The following is a 23,581-nucleotide window of genomic DNA, read 5'->3' as shown; positions in this document are numbered from 1 at the left end:
CTAACTCCTTTTATTGCGACGAAAAGTTTCAGACGCTGAATACAGTGACGACGGTTCAAGGAATATCTCACTGACCAGCAGCTGTTCGCCCGCGGTTGAAAACATTCTTCGTCTCCCAAGCAACGTGTGGCTCTTTTGAAACCATCGCTGGTTTAATTGTGCAACTGGGTGATCACCACCAACTACTGCAACTTCTATATCGCCGCAGTGTAAATCGCTGCGGGCAAACAAGGACTCACCCAGTGACTGATTGCCAAGCTGCTGTAAGTTCAGCGTACTGGCTTGCTCCGCGCTTGGCGAAAACAGACTTCGGGCAAAAACCCACGGCTGATTATCACAGTATAGTAGAACTTCACGAACTACCACGTTGCAGTTAAGGTTAAGTCGTTGCTTTTCTTCAGCGGTTGGCTCCAGTACCTGTTGACCAAGTAATTTTACCGAAAAATTTCCACCGACTTCTTTCAGACGTTGCGTTAACGAGCCTTCGTAAAGCAGCCAGCCGGCCTGCTCAGCTGTTAACTCGAATTGTTGTGGGGGCGACCACTGCAGCGCTTCGCTAACCGGAAAAGCGGGTGTTGGATAAAACTCTGTTGTCATTTGTGTTGGCGTTATTAAGCTCTGTCGCTATGATAGCAGAGAGAATTTAATTGAACAGCAATCGGGCCGGGTAGGGCTATGAAACTTCTGATAACAGCAGTAGTAAGTATTTTTCTTTGGTGCAGCAGTGTTTCTTCTGTCTCAGCACAGGATGTCTCCTATTATGGTTTTGAACCGGACATCACCACGAATTACCTGAAAGAGGGTAACGATTACCGGCTTGGGTTTATTCGAGTAGCCATTGAAGTGATGGTGCCAGACCCCAGCTACATTAGTGTGGTTGAGCATCACGCGCCGTTATTGCGCAATGCCTTTGTCTCAATTTTAAGTACCGCAACCGAACGTCAGGTCAGGACGATGACCGGCCGTGATCAGTTGCGCTTAAAGTGTGTGGAGCGAGCGCAGGAACTCATGCAGCAGGAAACGGGTAACCCGGTTATTCGCGATGTTATTTTCACTAAATACATTTATCAGTAGAGTTGCCGCATTTTAGGGTTTAACCAACGCACCACAAAACCTGCAAAGCAGCCGGAAATGAGTCCGGCTAAGTGCGCCTCGTTGGCCACATTGACCCACAACATGTCGGTGTAGCCAATGACCAGCCAAAGTAGCATAAAGATAATAAGCCCCGGCGGCAGATAAAGGGGAGTTGGACGGTTAAAGCTGTACACCCAGCAAAAGCCAAGCAAGCCATAAACCACCCCTGACAGGCCGCCAAAGTTAGGTCCATTAAATAAATACTGAATAACGTTGGCTGTAATGCCACAAAATAGCAGCAGAGCCAGTAACCAGGAGAACCCGAGAGAGCGCTCAACTCGTCCACCCAGATACCACCACCAGAACAAGTTAAACACCAGGTGCAGCGCCGTAAAGTGCATGAGTACCGGGGTAATAAAGCGCCATGGCTGATCATAAGGCAGAGCTGAAAAGTAGATGCTGATTTTTAGCGTATCCAGAACGGTTTCGGGGTACATCTGAATAGCTGCAAATACCAGCAACGTCAATACTGCAACAATACGCGTTAACCAGCCACTTTGTTTCAGTAAACTAAAAGACAAAGAGGTTGAATGCGATGCCGTCGCAGCCTTCTCCTGTACCGGTTCAGCGGCTAGCTCCGGGTTATCTTTAAACTGTTGAATCAATGTCTTAGCAGCGGCTTCATAGCTGCTTTGGTGTAACCACAGTTCCAATTGCTCACCGCGTTCAGTAACGCTGACTGGCATGCCTTGCTGACGTAAATACTGATACAGCTTATGCATCCAGTCTGAGTCGCGGCTGCTGAGCAATCGTCGCATGGTTTAATCCCTTTCGGTTTCTTTATGAGAAGTGTGTTCAGGAAAAGACATGGACCAGGCCGTATAGCCACCGTCCATGCTGTGCACATCGGTGAAACCGTTGCCTGCTATGTAGTCAGCGGCGCCCTGACTGCTAATGCCGTGATAGCAAACCACAATCACTTTTTGGTTTTTATCAACTGAGTTCAGGAATTGCGGCAGGTTGCTGTTATCCAGGTGTTGAGAACCCGGAATATGCCCCGCAGCAAAAGACTGCGGGTCACGGATATCAACAAAAAGCGCTTCGTCATTTTGCCAATGCTCAACGGCGATGGGTAATTCCATTAGCTGATAATTGCTCATTTACCTATTAGTCCCAGTTCAGTATGACTTTGCCCGACTGGCCTGAAATCATGGTTTCAAAGCCTTTCTCAAAGTCATCTATGGGCATTTCGTGCGTTAATATCGGTGAAATATCCAGTCCTGACTGCAGTAAGCTGGCCATTTTGTACCAGGTTTCGAACATTTCACGACCGTAAATACCTTTAATGACCAGGCCTTTGAAAATGACCTGATTCCAGTCAATGGCGACGTTCTCTGGCGGAATGCCCAGCATGGCAACCTTGCCGCCGTGGTTCATAGCTTCCAGCATTTGTGAAAACGCTGACGGTACGCCTGACATTTCCAGACCCACGTCAAAGCCTTCCTTCATGCCCAGCTCAGTCATGACGTCAGACAGTTTCTCTTTGCTAACGTCCACTGCGCGGGTAACGCCCATTTTACGAGCTAAGTCCAGACGGTATTCATTTACGTCAGTAATAACCACGTGACGCGCGCCCACGTGACGGGCAACGGCTGCTGCCATAATACCAATTGGGCCGGCGCCAGTAATCAGTACGTCTTCGCCCACCAGGTCAAAAGCCAGAGCGGTGTGAACGGCATTGCCGAATGGGTCGAATACCGCAGCCATTTCATCAGTGACGTCATCTGGCAGTTTGAAGGCGTTTTCAGCCGGTAGTGCCAAGTATTCTGCGAAAGCACCAGGGCGGTTTACGCCAACGCCATAGGTGTTACGGCACAAATGACGACGGCCGGCACGACAATTACGACAGTGACCACAGGTAATGTGGCCTTCGCCGGAAACGCGGTCACCAATTTCAAAGCCACGTACGCCATCACCCATTGCGGCAACTTCACCCACGTATTCGTGACCCACTACCATAGGCACCGGAATGGTTTTCTGCGACCAGTCGTCCCATTTGTAAATGTGAACGTCGGTACCACAAATGGCGGTTTTCTTAATTTTAATCAGCAAATCGTTGTAGCCACACTCGGGCTTTTCAACGTCGGTCATCCAGATGCCCGGTTTTGCGTGTAATTTTGACAAAGCTTTCATTCTTTACTCCTTAAATCACACCCAGCTCTTTACCAATGCGGGTAAAGGCTTCAATGGTGCGATCCAGTTGTTCGCGTGTGTGAGCCGCCGACATTTGTGTGCGGATACGGGCTTTGCCTTTAGGAACGACAGGGAACGAAAAGCCGATCACATAAATATCTTCTTCTAACAGGCGGTCTGACATTTCTGAGGCCAGTTTGGCATCGCCTACCATGACCGGAATAATAGCGTGGTCTGCGCCGCTCAAAGTAAAGCCGGCTTTAGTCATTTGCTCACGGAAGTAGCTGGCATTTTCCCACAGTTGGCTGCGCAGCTCATGGCCTTCGGCCAGCATATCCAGTACACGAATCGATGCCTGCACAATGGCTGGCGCTACTGAGTTAGAAAATAAATAAGGGCGTGAGCGCTGGCGTAACCAGTCAATCACTTCTTTCTTGCCTGAAGTGTAACCACCAGATGCACCGCCCAGAGCTTTACCTAAGGTGCCGGTGATAATGTCGACACGACCCATCACATCGCAGTATTCATGCGTACCTTTACCGTTCTCACCTAAGAAGCCAGTGGCATGGCAGTCGTCCATCATCACCAGCGCGTCGTATTTGTCGGCTAAGTCGCAAATGCCTTTTAAGTTGGCAATAACGCCGTCCATAGAGAACACACCGTCGGTAGCAATTAATTTGTGGCGTGCGCCGTCCGCGTCAGCTTGTTTAAGCTGTGCTTCCAAGTCTTCCAGGTTATTGTTTTTGTAGCGGTAACGCTTGGACTTACTCAGACGAATACCGTCAATGATGCTGGCGTGGTTAAGCTCGTCACTGATAATGGCATCTTCCGGGCCCATTAGGGTTTCGAATAAGCCACCGTTCGCATCAAAACATGATGAATACAAAATGGTGTCTTCAGTGCCTAAAAACTCGCTCAGTTTTTGTTCCAGCGTTTTGTGAATATCCTGAGTGCCGCAAATAAAACGGACAGAAGCCGTACCGAAGCCATGCTCGTCCAGGCCCTGTTTGGCGGCTTTAATTAAGTCCGGGTGGTTTGCCAGACCCAGGTAGTTGTTGGCGCAGAAGTTGAGTACTTTGCGGTCATTAACCGTAATTTCAGAGCTTTGGTCCGAACTGATAATACGTTCTTTCTTGTATAGGCCTTCGGCTTTGGTTTCGGCCAGTTGGTCGGCCAATTGCTGATAAAAGGCTGAGCTCATTTTTTACTCCACTATTTGAAAACGTAATTTATCCCCTAGTTTACTGATGTTAGTCGTAACTCGCATCCTTAATTTGAATATCGGGCTTTTGTTTAGTGTGCACTTGCGTGTACTCTTTATTGAAAATTAAGAATAGCTCAATCACGGTTTAGGAGACGCTATGCACCGCCGAGCAATTTATCCGGGGACTTTTGATCCTATTACAAACGGCCACGCCGACTTAATTGAGCGTGCATCAACTCTGTTTAGTGAAATTGTGGTGGGTATTGCAGAAAGCCCGAGCAAGAAACCATTATTCAGCCTGGAAGAACGCGTTTTATTGGCACAGCAGGTCACTGAAAACCTCGACAACGTAACTGTCGTAGGCTTTTCCGGGTTATTGGTGGACTTTGCGCATGAGTACGATGCGACGGTGCTTATCCGTGGGTTACGGGCGGTTTCAGACTTTGAATATGAGTTCCAGTTAGCCAACATGAACCGGCGTTTAGACCCGAACCTGGAAAGTGTCTTTTTAACACCGGCAGAGGAAAACTCGTTTATTTCTTCGTCGCTGGTGAAAGAGGTCGCTTTACACGGCGGCGACGTTTCCGGATTCACTGACGCCCGGGTGGCGTCAGCATTAGGGCAAAAATTTTCCGGAAAACGTCCCGGTAAAAGTTAACTCGGTTTAACTAAAAGCGACGTGATAAAACACAATGCTCATTAGCACCGGGCATAAATAGCGAATATGCCAGCGTAATAAAGTTAAACCGATACTTCCCGCAGCAATAGCTTTTAAGTGGTTGCTGCGGTGCCATAACCAACCGACCACCAGCAAGTAGAACAACCCTGACAGCGGTAACTGGAACTGAGTAACTGCCGTGACAACCCAGCCAAATAGCGGCTCAAAAAACAAGATTAATAACAGCGAGAAGGTCGCAATAACCCCCAGTGATAAAGCCGTTGCAACAGGCCGTTTTAGCTCTCGTTCTTCAATGCAGTAAGAGACCGGGACTTCGGCCTGAGCAATGGTTGAAGTCAAAGCGGCGATACTGAGTAAGATAAAGAATGCGAAAGCAACGAAAGGTCCCGCAACGCCCATGCTGTTAAAGAGCTCTGGCAATACCGCAAAAATGAGCTGGCCTTCGCCAATAAGCTGGGAACCTTCACCCACATTAACGCCCAGATGAATACCAGCGTACAAAGCGGGAATAATGAGCAGGCCAGCTAAAAATGCAATAAAGGTGTCCAGCGCAGCTACTGATAAACTTAAGCGACCTAAATTAGCACCAGGCTTCAGGTAAGAGCCGTAAATCATCATGCCGCCCAGGCCAATAGAAAGCGAGAAGAAGGCCTGGCCCATAGCCGCAACCAAAATGCTGGTGTCGGTCATGAGGCTGAAGTCGGGTACTAAGTATTTCTGCAGCCCTTCGTCAGCACCGGGTAAAGTCAGCATGTAAGCAATGAGAGCAACCAGCAAAACGACCAGGGTTGGCATCAGCCGTTTCGACCAGCGTTCAATGCCTTTTTCCACCCCCTGAAAAACCACATAAGCTGTGGCCAGCAAAAATACAGCGGTAAAAATTAAGTCGCGGGTTAGTGAGCTGTTAAGCAAAAATTCGGCAGCAACTTCAATGCCAAAACCGCGTGCCAAAAAGCCCAGAGCGTGAACCAACATCCAGCCGGCAACCACGTGGTAAAAGCTCAGCATTAAGCACGAGCCCAGTACATTCAGGTAACCCATTAGGCGACCAATGGGGCGGGCGCGACCTTCAGACAGCTGCGTTAATGAGCGAACCGGATTCGCCTGAGCGCTGTGCCCAATAAGCATTTCACTGTATAACGCTGGTATGGCAAGTATAAAGATTACGCAAAGATAGACCAGCAGAAAGGCGCCGCCACCGTGGTTTGCCACTTGTGTCGGAAAGCCCCAAATGTTGCCCAGACCAACGGCCGAGCCCGCGGCTGCTAATATAAAGCCAATTCGGCTGTGAAAAGAATCACGCATAAATGATCAGAAACCCACTGCTGCTTGCTTAAGTCAGGCGGGCATTCTATCGAACTGACAAAATTTTGCTCTATCTTTTTTACCTGAATCGGGTTAACATTCGCGGCCTGAAAATTGACCAGTAAACCAGCAGCAAAACAGGATGCTTTGCGCGGTGCTACTGCTGTTAACGTTAACGAACAAGACCGTAATCTCAGGAGCCTTACGTCATGCCAAATCTGGATCTGAGCCGCTACGGCATCACCGATGTCGAAGAAATCGTCCATAATCCGTCCTATGACCTGCTGTTCAAAGAAGAAACTCGCGATGACCTGCAAGGTTATGAAAAAGGAACGGTAACGGACCTTGGAGCGGTTGCTGTTGATACAGGAATTTTTACCGGACGTTCCCCCAAAGACAAATATATTGTTCGCGACGACACAACTCGCGATACCGTCTGGTGGGCTGACCAGGGCAAGAACGACAACAAACCATTGTCGACTGAAACCTGGAATGAACTGAAAGGTTTGGTTACTGAGCAGTTGTCGCACAAACGTCTGTTTGTGGTCGACACCTATTGCGGTGCTAACGAAGATACACGTCTTGCGGTTCGCTTCATTACTGAAGTGGCATGGCAGGCACATTTTGTAAAAAATATGTTCATTCGCCCAAGCGAAGAAGAGCTGGAAAATTTTGAGCCAGACTTCGTGGTCATGAATGGTGCAAAGTGCATTAATCCTAAGTGGCAAGAACAAGAGCTGAATTCTGAAAACTTTGTGGCGTTTAACTTAACTGAAAAAATTCAGTTAATTGGCGGCACCTGGTATGGCGGCGAAATGAAGAAAGGTATGTTCTCAATGATGAACTACTTCCTGCCGCTTAAAGGTATCGCTTCTATGCACTGTTCTGCCAACGTCGGTGAAAAAGGCGATGTAGCTATTTTCTTTGGCTTGTCAGGCACAGGTAAAACGACGTTGTCGACTGACCCGAAACGCGCACTGATTGGTGACGACGAGCACGGTTGGGATGACGATGGCGTCTTCAACTTTGAAGGTGGTTGTTACGCGAAAACCATTAACCTGTCGAAAGAAGCTGAACCGGATATTTATAACGCCATTCGCCGTGACGCTCTGCTGGAAAATGTTGCTGTTGATGAAAATGGTGTTGTTGATTTCGACGACAACTCAAAAACAGAAAACACGCGTGTTTCGTACCCAATTCATCATATTGAAAACATTGTGAAGCCGGTGTCTAAAGCGGGTCACGCGAAAAAGGTGATTTTCCTGACGGCTGACGCTTTTGGCGTATTGCCTCCGGTGTCTAAGCTGACTAAAGAGCAGGCACAGTACCACTTCTTATCTGGCTTTACCGCCAAATTAGCAGGCACCGAGCGCGGTGTAACCGAGCCTACGCCAACTTTCTCCAGCTGTTTTGGCGCGGCGTTCTTAAGTCTGCACCCAACTCAGTACGCGGAAGTATTAGTGAAGCGTATGGAAGCGGCTGGCGCAGAAGCCTACCTGGTTAACACTGGCTGGAACGGTACCGGCAAGCGTATCTCTATTAAAGCGACCCGCGCTATCATCGACTCGATTTTAGACGGCTCGATTGAGGACGCGGAATTTGTCGAACTGCCATACTTCAATTTAGCGATGCCAACTCAGTTAGCCGGCGTTGAAGACAGCAGCATCTTAGATCCGCGTAACACCTACGAAGACGCCGGTGAGTGGGATGTGCGCGCCAAAGACCTGGCTGAGCGTTTCGTTGCTAACTTCGAGAAGTTTACCGACACCGATAACGGTCAAGCGCTGGTAGCGGCAGGTCCGCAACTGTAAAGTCACAGTTTGAAACAAATTAAAGGGCTCGTAACACTTGTTACGGGCCCTTTGTGTTTCTAAGATAGGCGCCACATTCTAATAACAGAAAAACAACATGCGCCTTTCAGTTAATAATGTCACTAAGCGCTATCGCACGGTTACGGCGGTAGATGCAATATCACTCGATATTCAACCGGGTAAAATTCAGGCTCTGCTTGGCCCCAACGGTGCCGGTAAATCTTCTTTAGTTCGTATGCTGGTTGGCCTGACGCACCCCGACGAAGGGGAAATAGTGGTTGAGAACAACGGTCAAACCATAGACCTGACTTACCACGATTTTGCTTACTTACCCGAAGACCGTGGCTTGTATCAGGACCGCTCCATTCTCGATAACCTTAATTACATTGCCAGTCTGCGCGGACTGAAGCTGAGCGACATACGTGGCGACATTGACAGCTGGCTGGCACGGTTTGAACTGACGGATCGTAAAGACGAGCCGTTGCGTCAGATGTCTAAAGGTAACCAGCAAAAAGTGCAGCTTATAGCCACCTTGCTGCATGACCCGCAGTTGGTGATTCTTGACGAGCCGTTTTCAGGTCTGGATCCGGTGAATCAGGAACATGTGTTAACGGTACTCAGTGAGCTGCGCGAGCGCGGTAAAACCGTGGTGCTGAGTGCGCACCAGATGGCATTGGTAGAACGTTTAGCCGATACCATGCTGTTAATGAATAAAGGCCGGGCTGTTGCGCAGGGAAGCCTTCAGGAAATTCGCAATACTTTACTACCGGAACCGGTTTACCGGGTGACCACCAATGCCCAGCTTGCAATGGAAAACTGGGCGGAAGTGGAACAGATAGATTCAGTTCGTAAAGTAAACGACGAGCAGGTTGAACTGACGTTTAATAAGGACACCGACATTGAACAGCTGTGGCCGCAGTTAGCACAGCAGGTGCCGATAAAGGCTTTTGCACCTATTCAGCCGGGGTTACATGACTTGTACCTGGACACCATACGTAAGCAAACCGGGGAGGTGCAGTCATGAAAGTCAGTTACTTACAACAGTTAAAAGCTATTGCCTGGTGGGAATTCAAACGCTTTTTTAAGTGGAAGCAGGAGCTGTTTTCCATTGCGCTTTTAGTGGTAATTTTTGCGGTGAGTGCTGGTTGGGGAGCTATTACCCAAATTTTCTCCGATGAATATCAGGGCGCTATTTTCTATCAGGAAGGTAAGCCGCAGGGGTGGGAGTTCAAGGCGCCAAAAGACTTAACCCTTCGCAATGCCGGCACCATGGAAGTGGAAAAGTGGCAAACGCAGCTACCGGAAGACTTAGACACCTTGATTGTGATTACACCCGAGTTAACCGCTAAGGTTTGGGTGAAAAAGTCGCAAAGCTGGCAGCAGGAGTTACGCAGCGAGCTGCAGGAGCAGTTGCAGACTCTTCGTATTCAACAACTGTCACTGACGCCGGAAGAGCGCACAGTCATTAATGAGAAACCCGACATAACCTTTGCTATTGAAGAAAGCGAAGACGCTTCGATAGACGATGCCAGCGATGCTTCCGCCACCATGTTACTGATGGTGATCATGGTCGGCGTTTTCACCGGTTTTGGATTGATGATGATGTCGATTACTGCCGAGAAGCAGCAACGTGTGACGGAACAGTTGCTGACGATTGTGACACCTACGCAGTGGATGGACGGAAAAATAATTGGTATTACGCTGCACAGTATTAAGTCCATGACCTTTATTGGATTAATGATTCTGGGCGTGAGCATGGTGATCGCCGCATTTTCAGAAGACGGTGGTTCGGGCCTGGACTGGGGCGTGGGAACGACTCTGCTCAGTATTATCTTTGTGGTGCTGGGCACAGTTTTAATCAATGCCATGCTGGCTGGCTTTTCGGCAACCATTGATGACCCGAATCACTCGTCCCGCAGTACCGTGATGTTGATACCGCTGTTGCCGGTGTTTTTAAGCTTCAGTGTGATTGGTGAGCCAGACTCCACTATCGCAACGGTGATGAGCATTATTCCTATCAGTTCATTCGCAATGATGCCTGCGCGCTTGCTGCAAACAGACGTTGCTGTATGGGAGTGGTTGCTGAGCCTGGTATTGCTGGCGGCCTTCGTTTACTGGATGCGTAGTGTTGCCGGGCGTTTATTCGCCATGGGCATTCAGTACTATGGTAAAGAACCAGGCTGGAAAGAAATTTGGCGAGCTGTCGCCGGTAAATAAAAAAGTTGAAGGAACAAAAAAGCCGGGACGCTTCACAGCTCCCGGCTTTTTATTAGAGGTATTCTTACTTCAGCTGCTCAGCGTGTGGCAGCTCAAACGATGGTTTCTCTTCGGCTTTCTCAACCAGGAAGCTATCCATCCAGCGCATTAGGCGCATGCTGTAGTCCAGCTGTGCTGCAACTTTACGGTTACCGTGGCCTTCGCCTGGGTAAAGCACTAAGCGAACCGGCACGTTACCGTGAGTCTTCAGGTAACGGTAAAGCTCCATTGACTGAGAAGGGTGTACACGGGTGTCTTCTTTTCCGTGCATGATAAGAATTGGCGTGCGGGCCTTTTCTGCGTGGAAAATTGGGCTGCGCTCTAAGTACCACTCCCACTTGTCCCATGGGTAGCTGCGCGCGTGTACCGCGTGCATTTCTTTCGCAATGTCAGTGGTACCAAACTTAGATAAGTTGTTGCTGATACCGACAAACATGACGCTGGCAGCAAAGTGTTCGGTTTGCGCTGTTGCGCCCCAGGCTGATGCAAAGCCACCATAAGAACCGCCGGTAATACCGACGCTTGACTCATCCGCTAGGCCGATATCAACGAGGTGTTTTTTAGCATCGACAATGTCATCGAACTCTTTACCTGCGTAGTCGTTCTGACCCAGTTTAGAGAACTCAACTCCGCGCCCGGTACTGCCGCGGTAGTTCGGGAAGAACAGCGCATAACCTTTGGCGGCAGCGTGCTTAACCGGCGAACCATAACGGTCTAACCAGCCGTTGCTGTAGTGTGACTCAGGACCACCGTGAATCACCATCATTAACGGATAGCGTTTGCCTTCTTCGTAGTCTGTCGGATAAACCACAATGCCTTCCAGCTTAAGCCCGTCACGAGCTTCGTAGGTCATGGTTTCCTGACGCGGCATTTCAATATCTGCCAACCACGGGTTGGAATCCGTTAAACGCTCCAAACGACCGTTGTTGTACTTAAAGGCTTCGTTTGGATGGCTGGGGCGATGACCCGTCAGCACAAATTCTGATTTGCCCGCTTCGCCGTCCAGGCTGGTGAAAATGGCTTCGCCAGTTTCTAACAGGCTACGGCTTTCCAGGAACTTAAGCGTCAACGCCTGAACTTCTGACTCCGTGCCGCGATGGCCTAACCAGATAATCTCTTCATCCGTCCGCCAGCTAAAGTCCTTGATAGAGCCTTTGTAGTCCGGCAGAACATTACGGTGTTCTTGCTCGCGGGTGTCATAAACAAATAAGGTACCCGCAGACGGGTCGTTGTAGTCCGCCGCGCGGATCATAGCCAGATAACGACCATCTGGTGAAAATTCAGCGCGTCCCAGTTTGCCTTCGCTTTCGAACGAAGTAACAACTTCGCCATCCAGACCCATTAAGTGGTATTGGCTGCTCATGTAGTTGTCGTCAATCAGCGAAGTTGGTGCGGTACGAACCAGTAACTGTTCGTTATTCGGGTGGAAGCTAACCGAAAGCGCGTGCTGGTCTTCGGCGGTAACCGCTTTGGCTTCTGCCTCTTCGTTACCCAGAGAAACATGGTAAACCTGGGTGTAGGTTAAGTCTTCTTCGTACACTTCAGCTTTAAAGCCCTTTTTGGAGAGCTTCTTCTTGTCACTATCTTTTGAGCCTGAAGATAAAAAGACCAGTTGCTCACCGTCATCGCTCAGTGCGTAGCTACCAATGTTACCTTCAAATTCAAAGACTGACTGAACACCGCCTCCGCGTACCGGCATGCGATATAATTCCTGGTACTCGTCACCTTCTTCTTTAGCGGTAAAGTACAGGTACTCGCTTTGTGGCCCAAAACTGACCCGGCTGAACTTTTTATCTTTGCTCAGGTAAGAAGTTTCTTCGCCATCAGCGTTAATAAGTACTAACTCACGGTAGCTGGAACCGTCGTCGTCTTCGTACGGAGTACGGGGCGTAGAGCGGATAACAGCCGTGAATTGCCCATCCGGCGATAATTGAGCCGAACGAATGGCTTTGGTGGTTACGGTATCTATTAGCGACATTTCGCGGGCGTCTAAATTAACCGCCCAAACTGCTAATGCCATACCGCCTACAGCACGTAAAAGCATATAACTCTCCAGTGTTCTGTCTGTTTAAAGTTGTTTTTCTATGACTCTCGTTTTAATAATCGGCGAGTCGCTTCGGCGCCTCTGGCAACTAAGCGAACTTGCTGAATCGTTTTCTCGGTAATAATTTCGCGCTCTTCTTCATCAACATCGAAGCAGTCGGCTCCAGCGCTGAATACAATTTTAGCTATGGTATCGGATTGCAGTTCGGCCAGCTCTCGGGTAAAGGACTGTTCATTAACTAAGTAGTCCTCCAGTTCTGCTTTAAAATGATCAATTTCGCGCACTACGGCTAAACGGAAACTGCGCGAGCGGCCGGAACGTTCCTGCAACAACAGCCTGAAAGTGGCTGTATTGTCGGCAACGAATTGCATAAAGGTCTCAATGGATACCCTAATAATGGAACCGCCGGACTCTATTCTCTGGCGCGCCTGACGAAGCAACTGACGTAATGCCAGACCGCACTCATCAACCAAAGTGAGTCCTAACTCATCCATGTCACGAAAGTGTCTGTAGAAAGACGTAGGGGCGATACCGGCTTCGCGTGCCACTTCGCGTAGGCTTAAGCTGGAGAACCCGTTTTCGGCGCTTAATTGGTTCATTGCCGCGTTAATTAACGCTTGTCGGGTTTTCTCTTTCTGCTTTGCGCGAATTCCGGCCATAGTGTTCGTTCATTTATGCGTGTGTGTAAAGAATGATAACACAGCTTTTTACACTTTTACCGCTTGTAATTTGACCGAGAAACACGTACATTCAGCGAACAGGTGTACGCTGTTTTGTCACCTGCCTTTATTTGATTGTTTTAGGTTATATGCATGCAACAGATTTCTGAAAAGCCCCCCATTATCTGGTTAAACACCTTAGTTTTTGCCATTACTTTTATCGTCGCCCTTGTTGGCGTGCCTTTATACGCGTACAGCGTAGGTATTGGAGCCGCATTTTGGTGGGTTATGTTAGGTACGGCGTGTTTCGCCGGGCTATCGATTACCGCGGGCTATCACCGCTTATGGGCGCATCGTACTTACGACGCGAACCCCGTAATCCGCTTTATTTTTGCCATTGGTGGTGCTGTCGCACTGCAAAACAGTGCACTTCACTGGTCTTCTGACCACCGTGAACATCACAAACACGTTGATGACAACGACAAAGACCCTTATTCCGCCAAGCGTGGGTTCTGGTACTCGCACATTGGCTGGATGATCCGTGAATATCAGGCAAGTCGTTATACTGACTACGACAATGTTCAGGACTTGCAGAAAGACCCAATTGTCATGTGGCAGCACAAGTATTACCTGCCGCTGACCTTATTTGTTAACTTTGGTTGGCCAATTGCCGCTGGCTTTATGCTGGGCGACGTATGGGCCGGGTTACTGGTTATCGGAGTACTGCGCCTGGTGCTGAATCACCACACTACGTTCTTTATTAACTCGCTGGCGCACATTTGGGGTAAACAACCTTATACCGACAAAAATACGGCACGCGACAACGGCGTGTTGGCTTTTTTAACCTTTGGCGAGGGCTACCATAATTATCACCACATTTTTGCTGCGGACTATCGTAACGGCATTCGCTGGTGGCATTTTGACCCGACCAAATGGCTGATTGTTGCCAGTAAATGGTTGGGGCTGGCGAAAAACTTAAAGCGTAGCTCGCCGTATCAGGTAGAGAGGGCGAAACTGCAAATGCAGTTAAAGCGTGCTCAGCAAAAAGCTCAGGCAGCACCGGATTCGCTGTTCGAAAAAGCTCAGGAACACTATGACCAAATGGGTCAGCATTTGAAGGCTTACTATCAGGCTCGTAAAAAGCTTCTGGACACGAAAACTAAAGCATTAAAAGAGCATGTGAACCATGACATTGATGTGCTCAAGAAGCAGGTGGACGAAATGAAAGAAGCCTTAGAAGCGCAGAAACGCTCTTGGAAAGCCTTGCTGAACCAGATTCAACAACACGCATAAAGTCGGCTGAAAATTGCGGTGAACGGTACTTGTCAGTACTTGAAAATGTTTAAAATATGACCGATACTGACAAGTACATTCGCAGTAACACGCGCAGCGCGTGATTAGGAGTGACTATGGAAGTTGGTGCAGCAATGAACTCAGGCTTGCAAGGTATGCAACGTGCAAACCAGCAAGTTTCTCAGGCTAGCCAGGAAATTGCTTCAGCTTCTGCATCTGGGCGCAATGACGTTCAGCAGCAGGACAATGCCAATGTTAATGGTGCTCAGACAGCGACAGAATCCGCATCTGAAACGAGCCAAAGCGTAACGGCTACAAGCACAACGGACTCTCTTGTTTCTCTGAATCAGGGGCAGACCAATTTTGAAGCAAACACTCGTACAGTAGAAACTGCTGACGAAGTGTTGGGCACAATGATCGATACCAACGCTTAATGTTCTAACATGAATATCTCACCAGCGTTACCGCCTATTCCTGTAACGTCGGCTCCACCTGCGGAGTCGATGAACAGGGATAATTTCGAGCGGCCATTGGTGAAAGAACCTGCCAAATCTGACCAATCCAGCAACAAGCCAAATACTCAGGCCGACAGAAAAGCCGACAGCAAGAGTGATGGCAAAGGTGATGACAAAACAGCCACCGACAAAGCCAGCAAGGAAGTCACCGATGAAGCTGAAAAAAATCAGCAAAAACTCAGTGAAGAAGAAATTGAGAAAGTCGATGAGCTGAAAAGCCGTGACCAGGAAGTTCGTGTGCACGAACAGGCTCACGCTGCCGTTGGTGGTCAGTATGCCAGCTCACCTTCGTACGAATATGAGCGAGGACCCGATGGCAAGTCTTATGCTGTTGGCGGTGAAGTTCAGATAGACGTTAGCCCGGTTAATGGTGACCCACAAGCCACTATCCAGAAGATGCAGGTGGTTCGTCGTGCAGCTATGGCACCGGCACAACCTTCACCGGCAGACAGAGCGATAGCGTCTGAAGCAACCAATAAAGCAACTCAGGCGCGGGCTGAATTAGCCCAAATGCAAATTGAGTCAGGCCAGGGTGGTGAAGAGGGCGAAGAGCCAAACCCGGACATTAGTATTAATGCGCCGTTTAACAAAAGTCTGGAAGGTGCAGATAAAGGCGAAGCTGATAGCCAGTCAAATGGCGTCGACGCCGCAGCACCTGCCGAACAGAGCAAAAAGACTCTGTCATCGCCTGAACGAGGCGAGATGATAGCCTCTTTCTACGATAAGCGTGTTCGTCCATCCGTGGACTCATTCAGCGCTACTGCTTAACGCCTCTCTATCCCGTTTTAATTTTTCTTCGCTTTTGCAAAGGCATCTGCCAATGCGCTGCCCATAGCTGAGTTTTGCGGTTGCGGCGCACGACCACCGTTCCCCGAAGGCTTTTTCTTAGGCCCGTTACCGGCTTTCGCTTTAGGTTTGTCAGTTGCGGTTTTGGCTGGCGTTTCATCGCTTAAACGCATGGTTAAACCAATACGCTTACGCTCAATATCCACTTCCAATACTTTTACCTTAACAATGTCGCCTGCTTTAACCACTTCGCGCGGGTCACTGACAAACTTGTCGGCCAGTGCTGAAATGTGAACCAGGCCGTCCTGATGCACGCCAACATCCACAAAGGCACCAAAATTCGCCACGTTAGTCACTACACCTTCCAGCAACATGCCGGGCTTCAGATCGCTGACTTTCTCAACGCCTTCTTTAAACTCCGCGGTTTTAAACTCAGGGCGGGGGTCGCGGCCAGGCTTTTCAAGTTCAGACAGAATATCCGTTACCGTTGGCAGACCAAAGCGCTCGTCGGTGTAGTCGGCAGCGTTCAGGCTTTTAACCAATGAATGATTGCCAATAAGCTCCTGCACCGGCAAGTCATTTGCCTTCGCCATGCGTTCTACTACCGAATAGGCTTCCGGGTGCACTGATGAGGCATCTAACGGCTGCTCGCCATTATTAATGCGCATAAAACCTGCCGCCTGTTCAAAGGCTTTTGGTCCCATGCGTGGCACATCGAGTAACTGTTTACGGTTAGCAAAGGCGCCGTTGGCGTCGCGGTAATCGACAATGTTTTTCGCCAGTGTTTTCGACAAACCTGACACGCGCTGAAGCAAAGCCGCAGACGCCATGTTGGCATCCACACCCACTGCGTTTACACAGTCCTCAACCACGGCATCCAGGCTATGAGCCAGTTGTGATTGGCTAACGTCGTGCTGATACTGGCCAACACCAATCGATTTAGGCTCAATTTTAACCAGCTCGGCCAGCGGATCCTGCAAGCGGCGGGCGATAGACACCGCGCCACGCAGTGACACGTCCATATCCGGAAACTCCTGCGCTGCCTGCTCAGAAGCGGAGTAAACCGATGCACCAGCCTCGTTCACTATAACCTTGGTGGCTTTAATTTCGCTGTGCTGTTTGAGCATGTCGCCGACCATTTTGTCGGTCTCGCGCGAGTGAGTGCCGTTACCAATGCTGATAAGCTCAACCTTGTACTGCTTGCACAAGGTAGCCAGCGTGCGCATGGCTTTATCCATTTGGTTCTGCGGCTGAAACGGGAATACCGTGTTGGTGGCAACCGCTTTACCGGTTTCATCCACCACCGCAACCTTAACACCGGTGCGAACGCCCGGGTCTAAGCCCATAGTGGTTTTAGCACCGGCCGGTGCGGCCATCAGCAAGTCTTTTAAGTTGCTGGCGAATACCTGAATGGCTGCTTCTTCGGCACGTTCGCGCACTCGGGCCATTAACTCGGTTTCCATGTGCAGCGACAGCTTCACCCGCCAGGTCCATTGAATAACCTGACGCAGCCAGTCGTCGGCAGCGCGGCCTTTGTGCTCAAAGTTCAGGAAGTCGGCAATAATGACTTCGCAGTGCGAGCCGGAGGTTTTGTCTTCACTACCCGGGTCAGCGTCCATGGATAGCTGCAAAAAACCTTCGTTACGGCCACGCAGCAACGCCAGCGTGCGGTGCGACGGAATGGTTTTAAACAACTCAGAGAACTCAAAGTAGTCGCGGAACTTAGCGCCATCTTTCTCTTTACCCGCAGCAACGGTGCTGGTTAAGTGCGCGTTCTGCCACAAGTGTGAACGTAAACGCTTCAGCAACTCCGCCTGCTCGGCAAAGCGCTCCATTAAAATGGCGCGGGCTCCGTCTAATACCGCTTTAGCGTCTGCAAAGCCTTTGTCCGCGTCAATGTAGTCAGCGGCCGCTTGTTCCGGGTTCTGCGTTGGGTCTTTCCACAGTAGATCTGCCAGCGGCTCAATGCCCGCTTCAATAGCAATTTGGCCTTTAGTGCGGCGCTTAGGTTTGTAGGGCAGGTATAAATCTTCCAGCTCGGTTTTCGAGTCGGCGGTTTTAATACTCTGAGCCAGCTCGTCGGTTAATTTGCCTTGCTCGTCAATTGACTTCAGTATTACCTGACGGCGGTCGTCCAGCTCGCGCAGGTAGTTCAGGCGCTGGTGCAGCTGGCGTAATTGCGTGTCGTCTAAACCGCCGGTTACCTCTTTACGGTAACGGGCAATAAAAGGCACCGTCGAGCCTTCGTCCAGCAACTGGATAACAGCGGCAATCTGACGCTCGTCGACCTTCAGTTCATTAGCAAGTAATTGCGGTATCTGGCTCATAGTACATCTCTTGGTTTTAAAACGTTACGACAAATAATGGGGACGAATACTATCACGAATTGACTACGCGGGCTGTTGGTAACTTATCTTATTAATGAACCATGTCTTAGTACCCTGTGGCGTGTTTACCTCCGCCTCGTCGTCTACCTCTTTCTTCAGCAGGGCACGCGCCATGGGGGAGTCGATAGACACCGCGTTTTTGCGATCATAAATCTCGTCCGGGCCAACAATTTGAAAGGCGCGAACGTTCTCGTCTTCGTCCTCAATTTCCACCCAGGCACCAAAAAACACCTTACCGTCCTGTTGTGGCGAATAATACACCACCTTCACCTGTTCCAGGCGCTTGGTTAAGTAGCGAATGCGGCCATCAATTTTGCGCAGCTTCTGCTTATTGTATTTGTAATCCGCGTTCTCTGACCGGTCGCCCAGGCTCGCCGCCCACGACACCTTCTCCACGGTTTCGCGCCGCTCCACCCGCCAAAGGTGCTCGAGTTCCTGTTGCAACTTTTCATAACCGCCAAGGGTAATTAAATTGGTTTTCATACGCTGATTAGTTGTTGCCTGCGTTGAATGATTAGGGGATTTTACTGGGTTATGGGTTCGAGGGAAATGGCGGATTAGTAAGGGTATGTAAGTTTCTACTATGAGCTATTGCTTAGATTATTGTAATTTAGTGTTAACTTGTTTAATGTTGTTTACATAATAAAAACGTAAAGTTAGATATTGTGCACTCGTTGGAATGGACATGAGCACGCTCGAATTGGACTGCTTGTTTTTGGTGAGTCTTCTGAAAAGTAAAGCAGACCCTCAAAGGGTTACGAAGAAAAAAGCAATATTTAATGCGCGCATAAAATGTGCATGCACAATATACAAATGTTAGGCATAAAAAATGTTCTTCCACATCGACGAATCTGGAAACACTGGAAATAATCTTTTCGATTCTGCGCAGCCGCGCTTGAGCTACGGGGTGCTTTCTAGTCTCCGTAACGTCGATGCACTCTGCACGAATATTCACAAGAAAATACAACACGAAATCGGCGATGATCAAATCCACGCTAACCAGCTTGGAATTGGTGGGTTAGTTAAGATTGCGCCACACCTAATCGACATTCAAAAGAAGATGAAGTTTGATTTCGATTATTACTTTATCGAAAAGCCAGACTATGCGCTGGTTCTATTCTTCGATGCGGTATTTGATGCCGGGCTGAATGAAGCTGTTAAATGGGATATCTATTGGACTCCAATGAGGTATCTTATAATTCATAAACTATCAGCATTATTTGATGAGCACCTTCTGCGGGAATCTTGGCGTCTATGTACTGAAAGAAAAATCCAGCGTTATGAAGGCGATATCGTTCAGCTGTTGTCTGAAGTGAAATATCGAGCAATTGCCTCAGGCCTTGATCCTAGATCAGTAGAAGTAATCGTTGATGCTTTAGATTACGGTATCACCAAACCCCTGGAACTCGATTTTGGATATCCAGATCAGAAGATGGTTTCACCGAATGCAGTAGGATTTCAATTTGTCGTGTCCTGCATTGCTCGCCGAGTTAGAAACAAGAAGCGAAAAAAAGCATCTTCAATACTTGTGGATAGGCAGCATCAATTTAACAATGCTCAGATTGGGACGCATTACAACCTTTCAAAGATTGCTGAGGGCATAAAGAAATCTCCTCAAAATGAGAAGAATTACTACCTTAAGCATCCACTATTCGCTACGTTTGAGGAAGCTGAGATAGTACATGAGGGGTTGCCAGATCGGGAGTTAACGATAGCAAAAAGTTCTGATTCTATTGGACTACAGATCGTTGATGTCTATCTCTGGGTCACCAATAAAATTATTTCCGGTTACGATATTCCAGATGAACTTAAATATTTATGGTCGTTATTCGCTCGTCGCAGTTCCATAGATGGCATTTCGCTGGATGGAATGGGTAGGCGTTTCAGCGAATTCGAGAAGCTGCTGCCGAAATTTGAGGATTTGACTGAGGAGCAAATGCAAATGGCTAAGGATATGGTCGAGCAACACAGAGCGAAAGTTCAAACGTTGAATTTGAAAGAGACAGAGCAGTAAAATGCCTAACAATGCCATAAACTCGAACGCCAAAAAGCTGCGCCGCTCGTTCCTCGCTATGCCGCTTTTTGCCTCCGGTTATGGTCGACGTTAAGAGTAAGGGGACAACCAGACAATGAAGCAATTTGCCAACAAATGGGCTGGGAGAATCTTTGGCACAAATACTGGCAATGTTTTCCTTGCTTTAGATCAAAAGGGAAACTCGATAAAAGGACGCTTTCGGATCATGGATTCGATCTTTGGTGTGTCCGTCTACCAATGTGAAGGGTCGGTGGATAATGAAAGATTGATGATGGATTGCACGCCGGAATACGCACCGGAGGGCGTGGAGTTGGGTAACGTAAAAATTTCTGGTTCGCTTAACCGAGATGGCAACATTAGAGGCGACTGGGAATCCACCATAGGTACTGCTGGTACTTTTGAATTACTCCCTCATTCTAGCAACGACTCTCAATTCGCTGTGGAATCGAAGCCTGGTAATCCAGAGCAGATTCATAACAAAACGCTCCAAGTGGGTTCTCTGCGTTTGTTCAAGGAAGATGTCGTTCAAATCATCAATTTCATGAAGAAGGACTTCACGGCTGGGCGCGTTATTGTTACCTATGCCCAAAGAGGTAGTGAGCTTACAAAATATGCAGATGATTTTCTTGAGAAAATTGATAATATCGGCACTCTCAACTATCTGAAACTTGTCATTCAAGAGCCTGAGGCGTACGGAATCAATCGTGTCATTGTCATTGAGTTTGTTCAGTCCGGCGCAAGTGAAATAAGAGTCTCCGGTATTAATGAATCGTGGGTTCTAGGGAAAGCTGAATCTCTATACCAGATACTGCGGCCAAAACAGAATTCTTTGGTCACCACGTATAGAAAGTACGGTTTAAATCTGAATGCGGTCATATTCATTGCAATGCTGATTGTGATTCCCGACATAGAAAAATGGCAGGACCGTACACTGTTTGTCGTGGTCGTTTTCGTTCTTTTAAGTTTTCTTCTTTTTGTTCACAATAAACTGATACCGAATACTGCTATTTACTTAGAACAATCGCGACCCGGTGTGTTTAAGCGAGCCTGGCCTAGTATTTTGTCTTGGCTGATAGCCGCCAGCAGTTCGATAGTGGCAGCGTATCTATATTCACTGCTTGCCGGGCCGAGCTCTTAACCAAGTGGCTGTTGTCGGACACGCCTGCGCTGGCGCTCCGGAGCGCCACAAAACCAAGCGTTAAAAGCTTTGAGGTAAAGATGAACCTTGCTCTCTTCGATTTTGATGGAACAATCACGACGGGGGATACATATACTAAGTTTGTCTTTTCCTCGACGAAATTGGCTCGTCTAGTTATTGGCGCTTGTCTTCTTTCTCCTGCAATCATCTTACACAAAGTTAGGCTTCTTTCTGCTCCTAAAATTCGACCTCTGATATCAAGAGTTGCTTTCACCGGCGTTTCTGAAAAACAACTTGATGCTAGTGCTGAACGTTTTGTTTCTGAGTATTTACCCTCCGTGGTTTGCAGCGATATGCTGCAGAAAATAGCTGAGCATAAAGAAAACGGCGATCACGTGGTCGTTGTTTCAGCATCTGTCTCTCCTTATTTAAAAGTCTGGTGTAGAAATCACGAAGTAGATTTAATTTGCAGTGAACTTGAAGTGCGTAATGGTCGATTTACCGGCGCTTATCTGAATGGTGATTGCAGTAACGAGAGAAAGGTCGAGCGCATAAAAGAACGCATCGATTTATCTCTTTATAGCGAAATTTTTGCGTATGGAGATTCAGAAGAGGATTACCCTATGCTAAACCTAGCCCATACGAGTTTTTATCGGGGCGAACTCTTTGAAGTCGCATCGGTTGAATGACGGCAAATACCAGCATGATAGAAATTAGAAAATATAACGAGTCAGACGCGCGTGATTTATGGGCTATTTTTTATCACACCATTAGTAATGTGAACTCACGTGACTACACACAAGCGCAAGTCGAAGCATGGGCGCCGGATAACGCTTCTCTTGAGGTATGGCAGAGAAAAATGAACTCTATCTCGCCTTTTGTTGCTGAAATTGACGGAGAAATTGTCGGCTATACCGACCTTCAGGAAGATGGGCTAATTGACCATTTCTTTTGTCACTATGAGCATCAGGGTAAAGGTATCGGCCGTCATTTGATGGAACACGTGCTAAGAGTGGGTGAGTTACAAGGAATTACTCGGTTTTACTCTGAGGTGAGCATTACGGCTCGTCCGTTTTACGAGAAATTTGGCTTTAAGGTCGCAAAAGAGCAAACGGTAGAAATTCGAGGGCAGAAGCTGCGTAACTTTGTTATGGAAAGGTTCAGCTAACAAATAGTAGCAGAGTACCAGACCCATTTATCTTATCTCTCAATACTTACCTGCACAGAATGTTGTACATCTAGCAAACTTAATCTATACTTGTCCAACAAGTTGAACATGTTGAGGTGACACATGAGAATCGTCTCTTTTACTGAAGCCAGAAACGGCTTAAAAACTGTATTAGACAGCGTAATAAACGACGCTGATACTACGGTCATTACCCGTCGCGACTCGGAAGATGCCGTGGTGATGTCTTTGGATTACTACAATAGCTTAATGGAAACCGTCCACTTGCTTCGTTCGCCGGCAAATGCTGAGCACTTGAATAAATCGATTGCTCAATACAAAGAAGGTAAAGCTAAGCAGCGAGAGTTGTTAAATGAGTAACCGGTTGCTGTCATGGACGGATGCAGCCTGGAAAGATTACTTATATTGGCAAACCCAGGATAAAAAGACCCTTAAACGTATTAACCGATTAGTTGCCGATGCTAAGCGGTCGCCATTTGATGGTATTGGTAAGCCTGAACCGTTAAAAGAGAACCTTTCAGGATTCTGGTCTCGACGAATTGATGACACTAACAGGCTGGTTTATGCGGCAGACGATAGCGCAATTACCATTGTTTCCTGTCGTTATCATTACTAATAGTCTACTCCAAAGATCAAGCCGAGGTGTTTATGAGTTGGGTCATACTATTTATCGCCGGCCTTTTAGAAGTCGCTTGGGCTGTTGGTCTAAAATACACAGACGGTTTCACTAAGCTTTGGCCTACGGTTGGCACCACCGTTGCCCTTGTCGGCAGCTTCGTCTTGTTAGGCTTGGCACTAAAGACTTTACCTGTCGGCACAGCCTACGCCATTTGGGTGGGCATTGGTGCCGTAGGTACAGCGGTTATGGGTATGTTTTTGTTCGGTGAGTCAGCGGACGTTCTTAAACTGGTCAGTTTAGGGTTAATTTGTGCGGGTATTGTGGGCCTTAAATTGGCTCATGGCTGAGGCGAAACAAATTCAAATTGACCTCTACCCAAAATCCCCAACGTAAATAT

Annotated in this window: 25 protein-coding genes; 15 read left to right on the top strand and 10 right to left on the bottom strand. The window is 48.2% G+C overall.

The genetic code is table 11. From position 1 onward, the window contains the following. The gene (locus ACP7FG_RS04760; protein WP_439225692.1) at positions 1-597 is read right to left on the bottom strand and encodes a chorismate--pyruvate lyase family protein; all 597 of its coding nucleotides are present in this window, start codon (positions 595-597) and stop codon (positions 1-3) included. 78 nt (positions 598-675) lie between these two features. On the opposite strand from ACP7FG_RS04760, the gene ACP7FG_RS04755 reads away from it, so the two are divergent. Next, positions 676-1,074, top strand: coding sequence for a flagellar basal body-associated protein FliL (locus ACP7FG_RS04755; RefSeq protein WP_439225691.1), 399 nt, complete (start codon positions 676-678; stop codon positions 1,072-1,074). Here the strand turns inward: ACP7FG_RS04755 and ACP7FG_RS04750 are convergent. Genes ACP7FG_RS04750 through ACP7FG_RS04735 form a run of 4 tightly spaced genes read right to left on the bottom strand, consistent with a single transcriptional unit; the run spans position 1,068 to position 4,468 of the window. Beyond that, a complete protein-coding gene (locus ACP7FG_RS04750) occupies positions 1,068-1,892 on the bottom strand; it encodes a rhomboid family intramembrane serine protease (RefSeq protein ID WP_439225690.1) in 825 nt (274 codons plus the stop codon). The genes ACP7FG_RS04755 and ACP7FG_RS04750 overlap by 7 nt on opposite strands. A gap of 3 nt (positions 1,893-1,895) precedes the next feature. Next, positions 1,896-2,234 carry a thiosulfate sulfurtransferase GlpE gene (gene glpE, locus ACP7FG_RS04745; protein WP_439225689.1) on the bottom strand — a complete coding sequence of 113 codons (339 nt, stop codon included), beginning with the start codon at positions 2,232-2,234 and terminating at the stop codon, positions 1,896-1,898. A 7-nt stretch (positions 2,235-2,241) separates the two neighbouring features. Then, the gene (gene tdh, locus ACP7FG_RS04740; RefSeq protein WP_199494450.1) at positions 2,242-3,267 is read right to left on the bottom strand and encodes an L-threonine 3-dehydrogenase; all 1,026 of its coding nucleotides are present in this window, start codon (positions 3,265-3,267) and stop codon (positions 2,242-2,244) included. A gap of 10 nt (positions 3,268-3,277) precedes the next feature. Further along, the gene (locus tag ACP7FG_RS04735) at positions 3,278-4,468 is read right to left on the bottom strand and encodes a glycine C-acetyltransferase (RefSeq protein WP_054490807.1); all 1,191 of its coding nucleotides are present in this window, start codon (positions 4,466-4,468) and stop codon (positions 3,278-3,280) included. Positions 4,469-4,628: 160 nt separating this feature from the next. Between ACP7FG_RS04735 and coaD the strand changes: the two genes are divergently transcribed. Then, positions 4,629-5,129 (top strand): pantetheine-phosphate adenylyltransferase, encoded by a 501-nt coding sequence (gene coaD / locus ACP7FG_RS04730; RefSeq protein WP_054490804.1) that lies wholly within the window; start codon positions 4,629-4,631, stop codon positions 5,127-5,129. 6 nt (positions 5,130-5,135) lie between these two features. Here the strand turns inward: coaD and ACP7FG_RS04725 are convergent, their stop codons facing one another. Beyond that, the gene (locus tag ACP7FG_RS04725; protein ID WP_439225688.1) at positions 5,136-6,455 is read right to left on the bottom strand and encodes a sodium-dependent transporter; all 1,320 of its coding nucleotides are present in this window, start codon (positions 6,453-6,455) and stop codon (positions 5,136-5,138) included. Positions 6,456-6,664: 209 nt separating this feature from the next. On the opposite strand from ACP7FG_RS04725, the gene pckA reads away from it, so the two are divergent. The 3 genes from pckA to ACP7FG_RS04710 all read left to right on the top strand — a co-directional run bounded on the left by pckA (position 6,665) and on the right by ACP7FG_RS04710 (position 10,483). Then, entirely contained in the window at positions 6,665-8,266 is a 1,602-nt protein-coding gene (gene pckA / locus ACP7FG_RS04720) for a phosphoenolpyruvate carboxykinase (ATP) (protein ID WP_439225687.1), read from the top strand. 97 nt (positions 8,267-8,363) lie between these two features. After that, complete coding sequence (locus ACP7FG_RS04715; protein WP_439225686.1) at positions 8,364-9,290, top strand: ABC transporter ATP-binding protein; 927 nt, start codon at positions 8,364-8,366, stop codon at positions 9,288-9,290. Continuing rightward, positions 9,287-10,483: an ABC transporter permease gene (locus ACP7FG_RS04710; protein ID WP_439225685.1), complete on the top strand. Its 1,197-nt coding sequence runs from the start codon at positions 9,287-9,289 to the stop codon at positions 10,481-10,483. The genes ACP7FG_RS04715 and ACP7FG_RS04710 overlap by 4 nt, the downstream gene beginning before the upstream one ends. Positions 10,484-10,547: 64 nt before the next feature. Here the strand turns inward: ACP7FG_RS04710 and ACP7FG_RS04705 are convergent, their stop codons facing one another. Together ACP7FG_RS04705 and fabR are read right to left on the bottom strand one after the other, a co-directional pair. After that, positions 10,548-12,566, bottom strand: coding sequence for a S9 family peptidase (locus tag ACP7FG_RS04705; protein ID WP_439225684.1), 2,019 nt, complete (start codon positions 12,564-12,566; stop codon positions 10,548-10,550). Between the two features lie 38 nt (positions 12,567-12,604). Beyond that, positions 12,605-13,225, bottom strand: coding sequence for an HTH-type transcriptional repressor FabR (gene fabR, locus ACP7FG_RS04700; protein WP_054490791.1), 621 nt, complete (start codon positions 13,223-13,225; stop codon positions 12,605-12,607). 153 nt (positions 13,226-13,378) lie between these two features. Here fabR and ACP7FG_RS04695 point away from each other — a divergent pair, with 153 nt between their 5' ends. The 3 genes from ACP7FG_RS04695 to ACP7FG_RS04685 all read left to right on the top strand — a co-directional run bounded on the left by ACP7FG_RS04695 (position 13,379) and on the right by ACP7FG_RS04685 (position 15,801). Further along, positions 13,379-14,518 (top strand): fatty acid desaturase, encoded by a 1,140-nt coding sequence (locus ACP7FG_RS04695; RefSeq protein ID WP_439225683.1) that lies wholly within the window; start codon positions 13,379-13,381, stop codon positions 14,516-14,518. Positions 14,519-14,634: 116 nt separating this feature from the next. Beyond that, entirely contained in the window at positions 14,635-14,952 is a 318-nt protein-coding gene (locus ACP7FG_RS04690) for a flagellar basal body rod C-terminal domain-containing protein (protein WP_439225682.1), read from the top strand. A gap of 69 nt (positions 14,953-15,021) precedes the next feature. Further along, entirely contained in the window at positions 15,022-15,801 is a 780-nt protein-coding gene (locus tag ACP7FG_RS04685; RefSeq protein ID WP_439225681.1) for a putative metalloprotease CJM1_0395 family protein, read from the top strand. 17 nt (positions 15,802-15,818) lie between these two features. On the opposite strand, the gene ACP7FG_RS04680 is transcribed toward ACP7FG_RS04685, so the two are convergent. Both ACP7FG_RS04680 and greB read right to left on the bottom strand, forming a co-directional pair. Then, positions 15,819-18,146, bottom strand: coding sequence for a Tex family protein (locus ACP7FG_RS04680; protein ID WP_439225680.1), 2,328 nt, complete (start codon positions 18,144-18,146; stop codon positions 15,819-15,821). Between the two features lie 63 nt (positions 18,147-18,209). Next, positions 18,210-18,689 (bottom strand): transcription elongation factor GreB, encoded by a 480-nt coding sequence (gene greB, locus ACP7FG_RS04675; RefSeq protein WP_439225679.1) that lies wholly within the window; start codon positions 18,687-18,689, stop codon positions 18,210-18,212. Between the two features lie 346 nt (positions 18,690-19,035). On the opposite strand from greB, the gene ACP7FG_RS04670 reads away from it, so the two are divergent. The 7 genes from ACP7FG_RS04670 (at position 19,036) to sugE (ending at position 23,531) form a co-directional block, all read left to right on the top strand. Beyond that, positions 19,036-20,220: a DUF3800 domain-containing protein gene (locus tag ACP7FG_RS04670; RefSeq protein WP_439225678.1), complete on the top strand. Its 1,185-nt coding sequence runs from the start codon at positions 19,036-19,038 to the stop codon at positions 20,218-20,220. A gap of 115 nt (positions 20,221-20,335) precedes the next feature. Continuing rightward, entirely contained in the window at positions 20,336-21,379 is a 1,044-nt protein-coding gene (locus ACP7FG_RS04665; RefSeq protein ID WP_439225677.1) for a hypothetical protein, read from the top strand. After that, entirely contained in the window at positions 21,307-22,068 is a 762-nt protein-coding gene (locus ACP7FG_RS04660; protein WP_439225676.1) for an HAD-IB family hydrolase, read from the top strand. The genes ACP7FG_RS04665 and ACP7FG_RS04660 overlap by 73 nt, the downstream gene beginning before the upstream one ends. Beyond that, positions 22,065-22,547 (top strand): GNAT family N-acetyltransferase, encoded by a 483-nt coding sequence (locus ACP7FG_RS04655; RefSeq protein WP_439225675.1) that lies wholly within the window; start codon positions 22,065-22,067, stop codon positions 22,545-22,547. Before ACP7FG_RS04660 ends, ACP7FG_RS04655 begins: the two co-directional genes overlap by 4 nt. Positions 22,548-22,670: 123 nt before the next feature. After that, entirely contained in the window at positions 22,671-22,925 is a 255-nt protein-coding gene (locus tag ACP7FG_RS04650) for a type II toxin-antitoxin system Phd/YefM family antitoxin (RefSeq protein ID WP_439225674.1), read from the top strand. Continuing rightward, positions 22,918-23,181 carry a Txe/YoeB family addiction module toxin gene (locus tag ACP7FG_RS04645; protein WP_439225673.1) on the top strand — a complete coding sequence of 88 codons (264 nt, stop codon included), beginning with the start codon at positions 22,918-22,920 and terminating at the stop codon, positions 23,179-23,181. Before ACP7FG_RS04650 ends, ACP7FG_RS04645 begins: the two co-directional genes overlap by 8 nt. A 32-nt stretch (positions 23,182-23,213) precedes the next feature. Further along, complete coding sequence (sugE, locus tag ACP7FG_RS04640; protein WP_303732060.1) at positions 23,214-23,531, top strand: quaternary ammonium compound efflux SMR transporter SugE; 318 nt, start codon at positions 23,214-23,216, stop codon at positions 23,529-23,531. Positions 23,532-23,581: the final 50 nt, after the last annotated feature.

The sequence above is a fragment of the Idiomarina sp. ST10R2A5 genome, from assembly GCF_051842325.1.
GTDB classification, from domain to species: domain Bacteria; phylum Pseudomonadota; class Gammaproteobacteria; order Enterobacterales; family Alteromonadaceae; genus Idiomarina; species Idiomarina abyssalis.
The sequence above is the reverse complement of the archived record's forward strand: the minus strand, read 5'-3'. Positions and strand labels throughout refer to the sequence as shown.

Excerpts from the sequence above, each read along its gene's own strand:
- ACP7FG_RS04760 (WP_439225692.1), bottom strand. The coding sequence starts at position 597 with ATGACAACAGAGTTTTATCCAACACCCGCTTTTCCGGTTAGCGAAGCG.
- ACP7FG_RS04755 (WP_439225691.1), top strand. The coding sequence starts at position 676 with ATGAAACTTCTGATAACAGCAGTAGTAAGTATTTTTCTTTGGTGCAGC.
- ACP7FG_RS04750 (WP_439225690.1), bottom strand. The coding sequence starts at position 1,892 with ATGCGACGATTGCTCAGCAGCCGCGACTCAGACTGGATGCATAAGCTG.
- glpE (WP_439225689.1), bottom strand. The coding sequence starts at position 2,234 with ATGAGCAATTATCAGCTAATGGAATTACCCATCGCCGTTGAGCATTGG.
- tdh (WP_199494450.1), bottom strand. The coding sequence starts at position 3,267 with ATGAAAGCTTTGTCAAAATTACACGCAAAACCGGGCATCTGGATGACC.
- ACP7FG_RS04735 (WP_054490807.1), bottom strand. The coding sequence starts at position 4,468 with ATGAGCTCAGCCTTTTATCAGCAATTGGCCGACCAACTGGCCGAAACC.
- coaD (WP_054490804.1), top strand. The coding sequence starts at position 4,629 with ATGCACCGCCGAGCAATTTATCCGGGGACTTTTGATCCTATTACAAAC.
- ACP7FG_RS04725 (WP_439225688.1), bottom strand. The coding sequence starts at position 6,455 with ATGCGTGATTCTTTTCACAGCCGAATTGGCTTTATATTAGCAGCCGCG.
- pckA (WP_439225687.1), top strand. The coding sequence starts at position 6,665 with ATGCCAAATCTGGATCTGAGCCGCTACGGCATCACCGATGTCGAAGAA.
- ACP7FG_RS04715 (WP_439225686.1), top strand. The coding sequence starts at position 8,364 with ATGCGCCTTTCAGTTAATAATGTCACTAAGCGCTATCGCACGGTTACG.
- ACP7FG_RS04710 (WP_439225685.1), top strand. The coding sequence starts at position 9,287 with ATGAAAGTCAGTTACTTACAACAGTTAAAAGCTATTGCCTGGTGGGAA.
- ACP7FG_RS04705 (WP_439225684.1), bottom strand. The coding sequence starts at position 12,566 with ATGCTTTTACGTGCTGTAGGCGGTATGGCATTAGCAGTTTGGGCGGTT.
- fabR (WP_054490791.1), bottom strand. The coding sequence starts at position 13,225 with ATGGCCGGAATTCGCGCAAAGCAGAAAGAGAAAACCCGACAAGCGTTA.
- ACP7FG_RS04695 (WP_439225683.1), top strand. The coding sequence starts at position 13,379 with ATGCAACAGATTTCTGAAAAGCCCCCCATTATCTGGTTAAACACCTTA.
- ACP7FG_RS04690 (WP_439225682.1), top strand. The coding sequence starts at position 14,635 with ATGGAAGTTGGTGCAGCAATGAACTCAGGCTTGCAAGGTATGCAACGT.
- ACP7FG_RS04685 (WP_439225681.1), top strand. The coding sequence starts at position 15,022 with ATGAACAGGGATAATTTCGAGCGGCCATTGGTGAAAGAACCTGCCAAA.
- ACP7FG_RS04680 (WP_439225680.1), bottom strand. The coding sequence starts at position 18,146 with ATGAGCCAGATACCGCAATTACTTGCTAATGAACTGAAGGTCGACGAG.
- greB (WP_439225679.1), bottom strand. The coding sequence starts at position 18,689 with ATGAAAACCAATTTAATTACCCTTGGCGGTTATGAAAAGTTGCAACAG.
- ACP7FG_RS04670 (WP_439225678.1), top strand. The coding sequence starts at position 19,036 with ATGTTCTTCCACATCGACGAATCTGGAAACACTGGAAATAATCTTTTC.
- ACP7FG_RS04665 (WP_439225677.1), top strand. The coding sequence starts at position 20,336 with ATGAAGCAATTTGCCAACAAATGGGCTGGGAGAATCTTTGGCACAAAT.
- ACP7FG_RS04655 (WP_439225675.1), top strand. The coding sequence starts at position 22,065 with ATGACGGCAAATACCAGCATGATAGAAATTAGAAAATATAACGAGTCA.
- ACP7FG_RS04650 (WP_439225674.1), top strand. The coding sequence starts at position 22,671 with ATGAGAATCGTCTCTTTTACTGAAGCCAGAAACGGCTTAAAAACTGTA.
- ACP7FG_RS04645 (WP_439225673.1), top strand. The coding sequence starts at position 22,918 with ATGAGTAACCGGTTGCTGTCATGGACGGATGCAGCCTGGAAAGATTAC.
- sugE (WP_303732060.1), top strand. The coding sequence starts at position 23,214 with ATGAGTTGGGTCATACTATTTATCGCCGGCCTTTTAGAAGTCGCTTGG.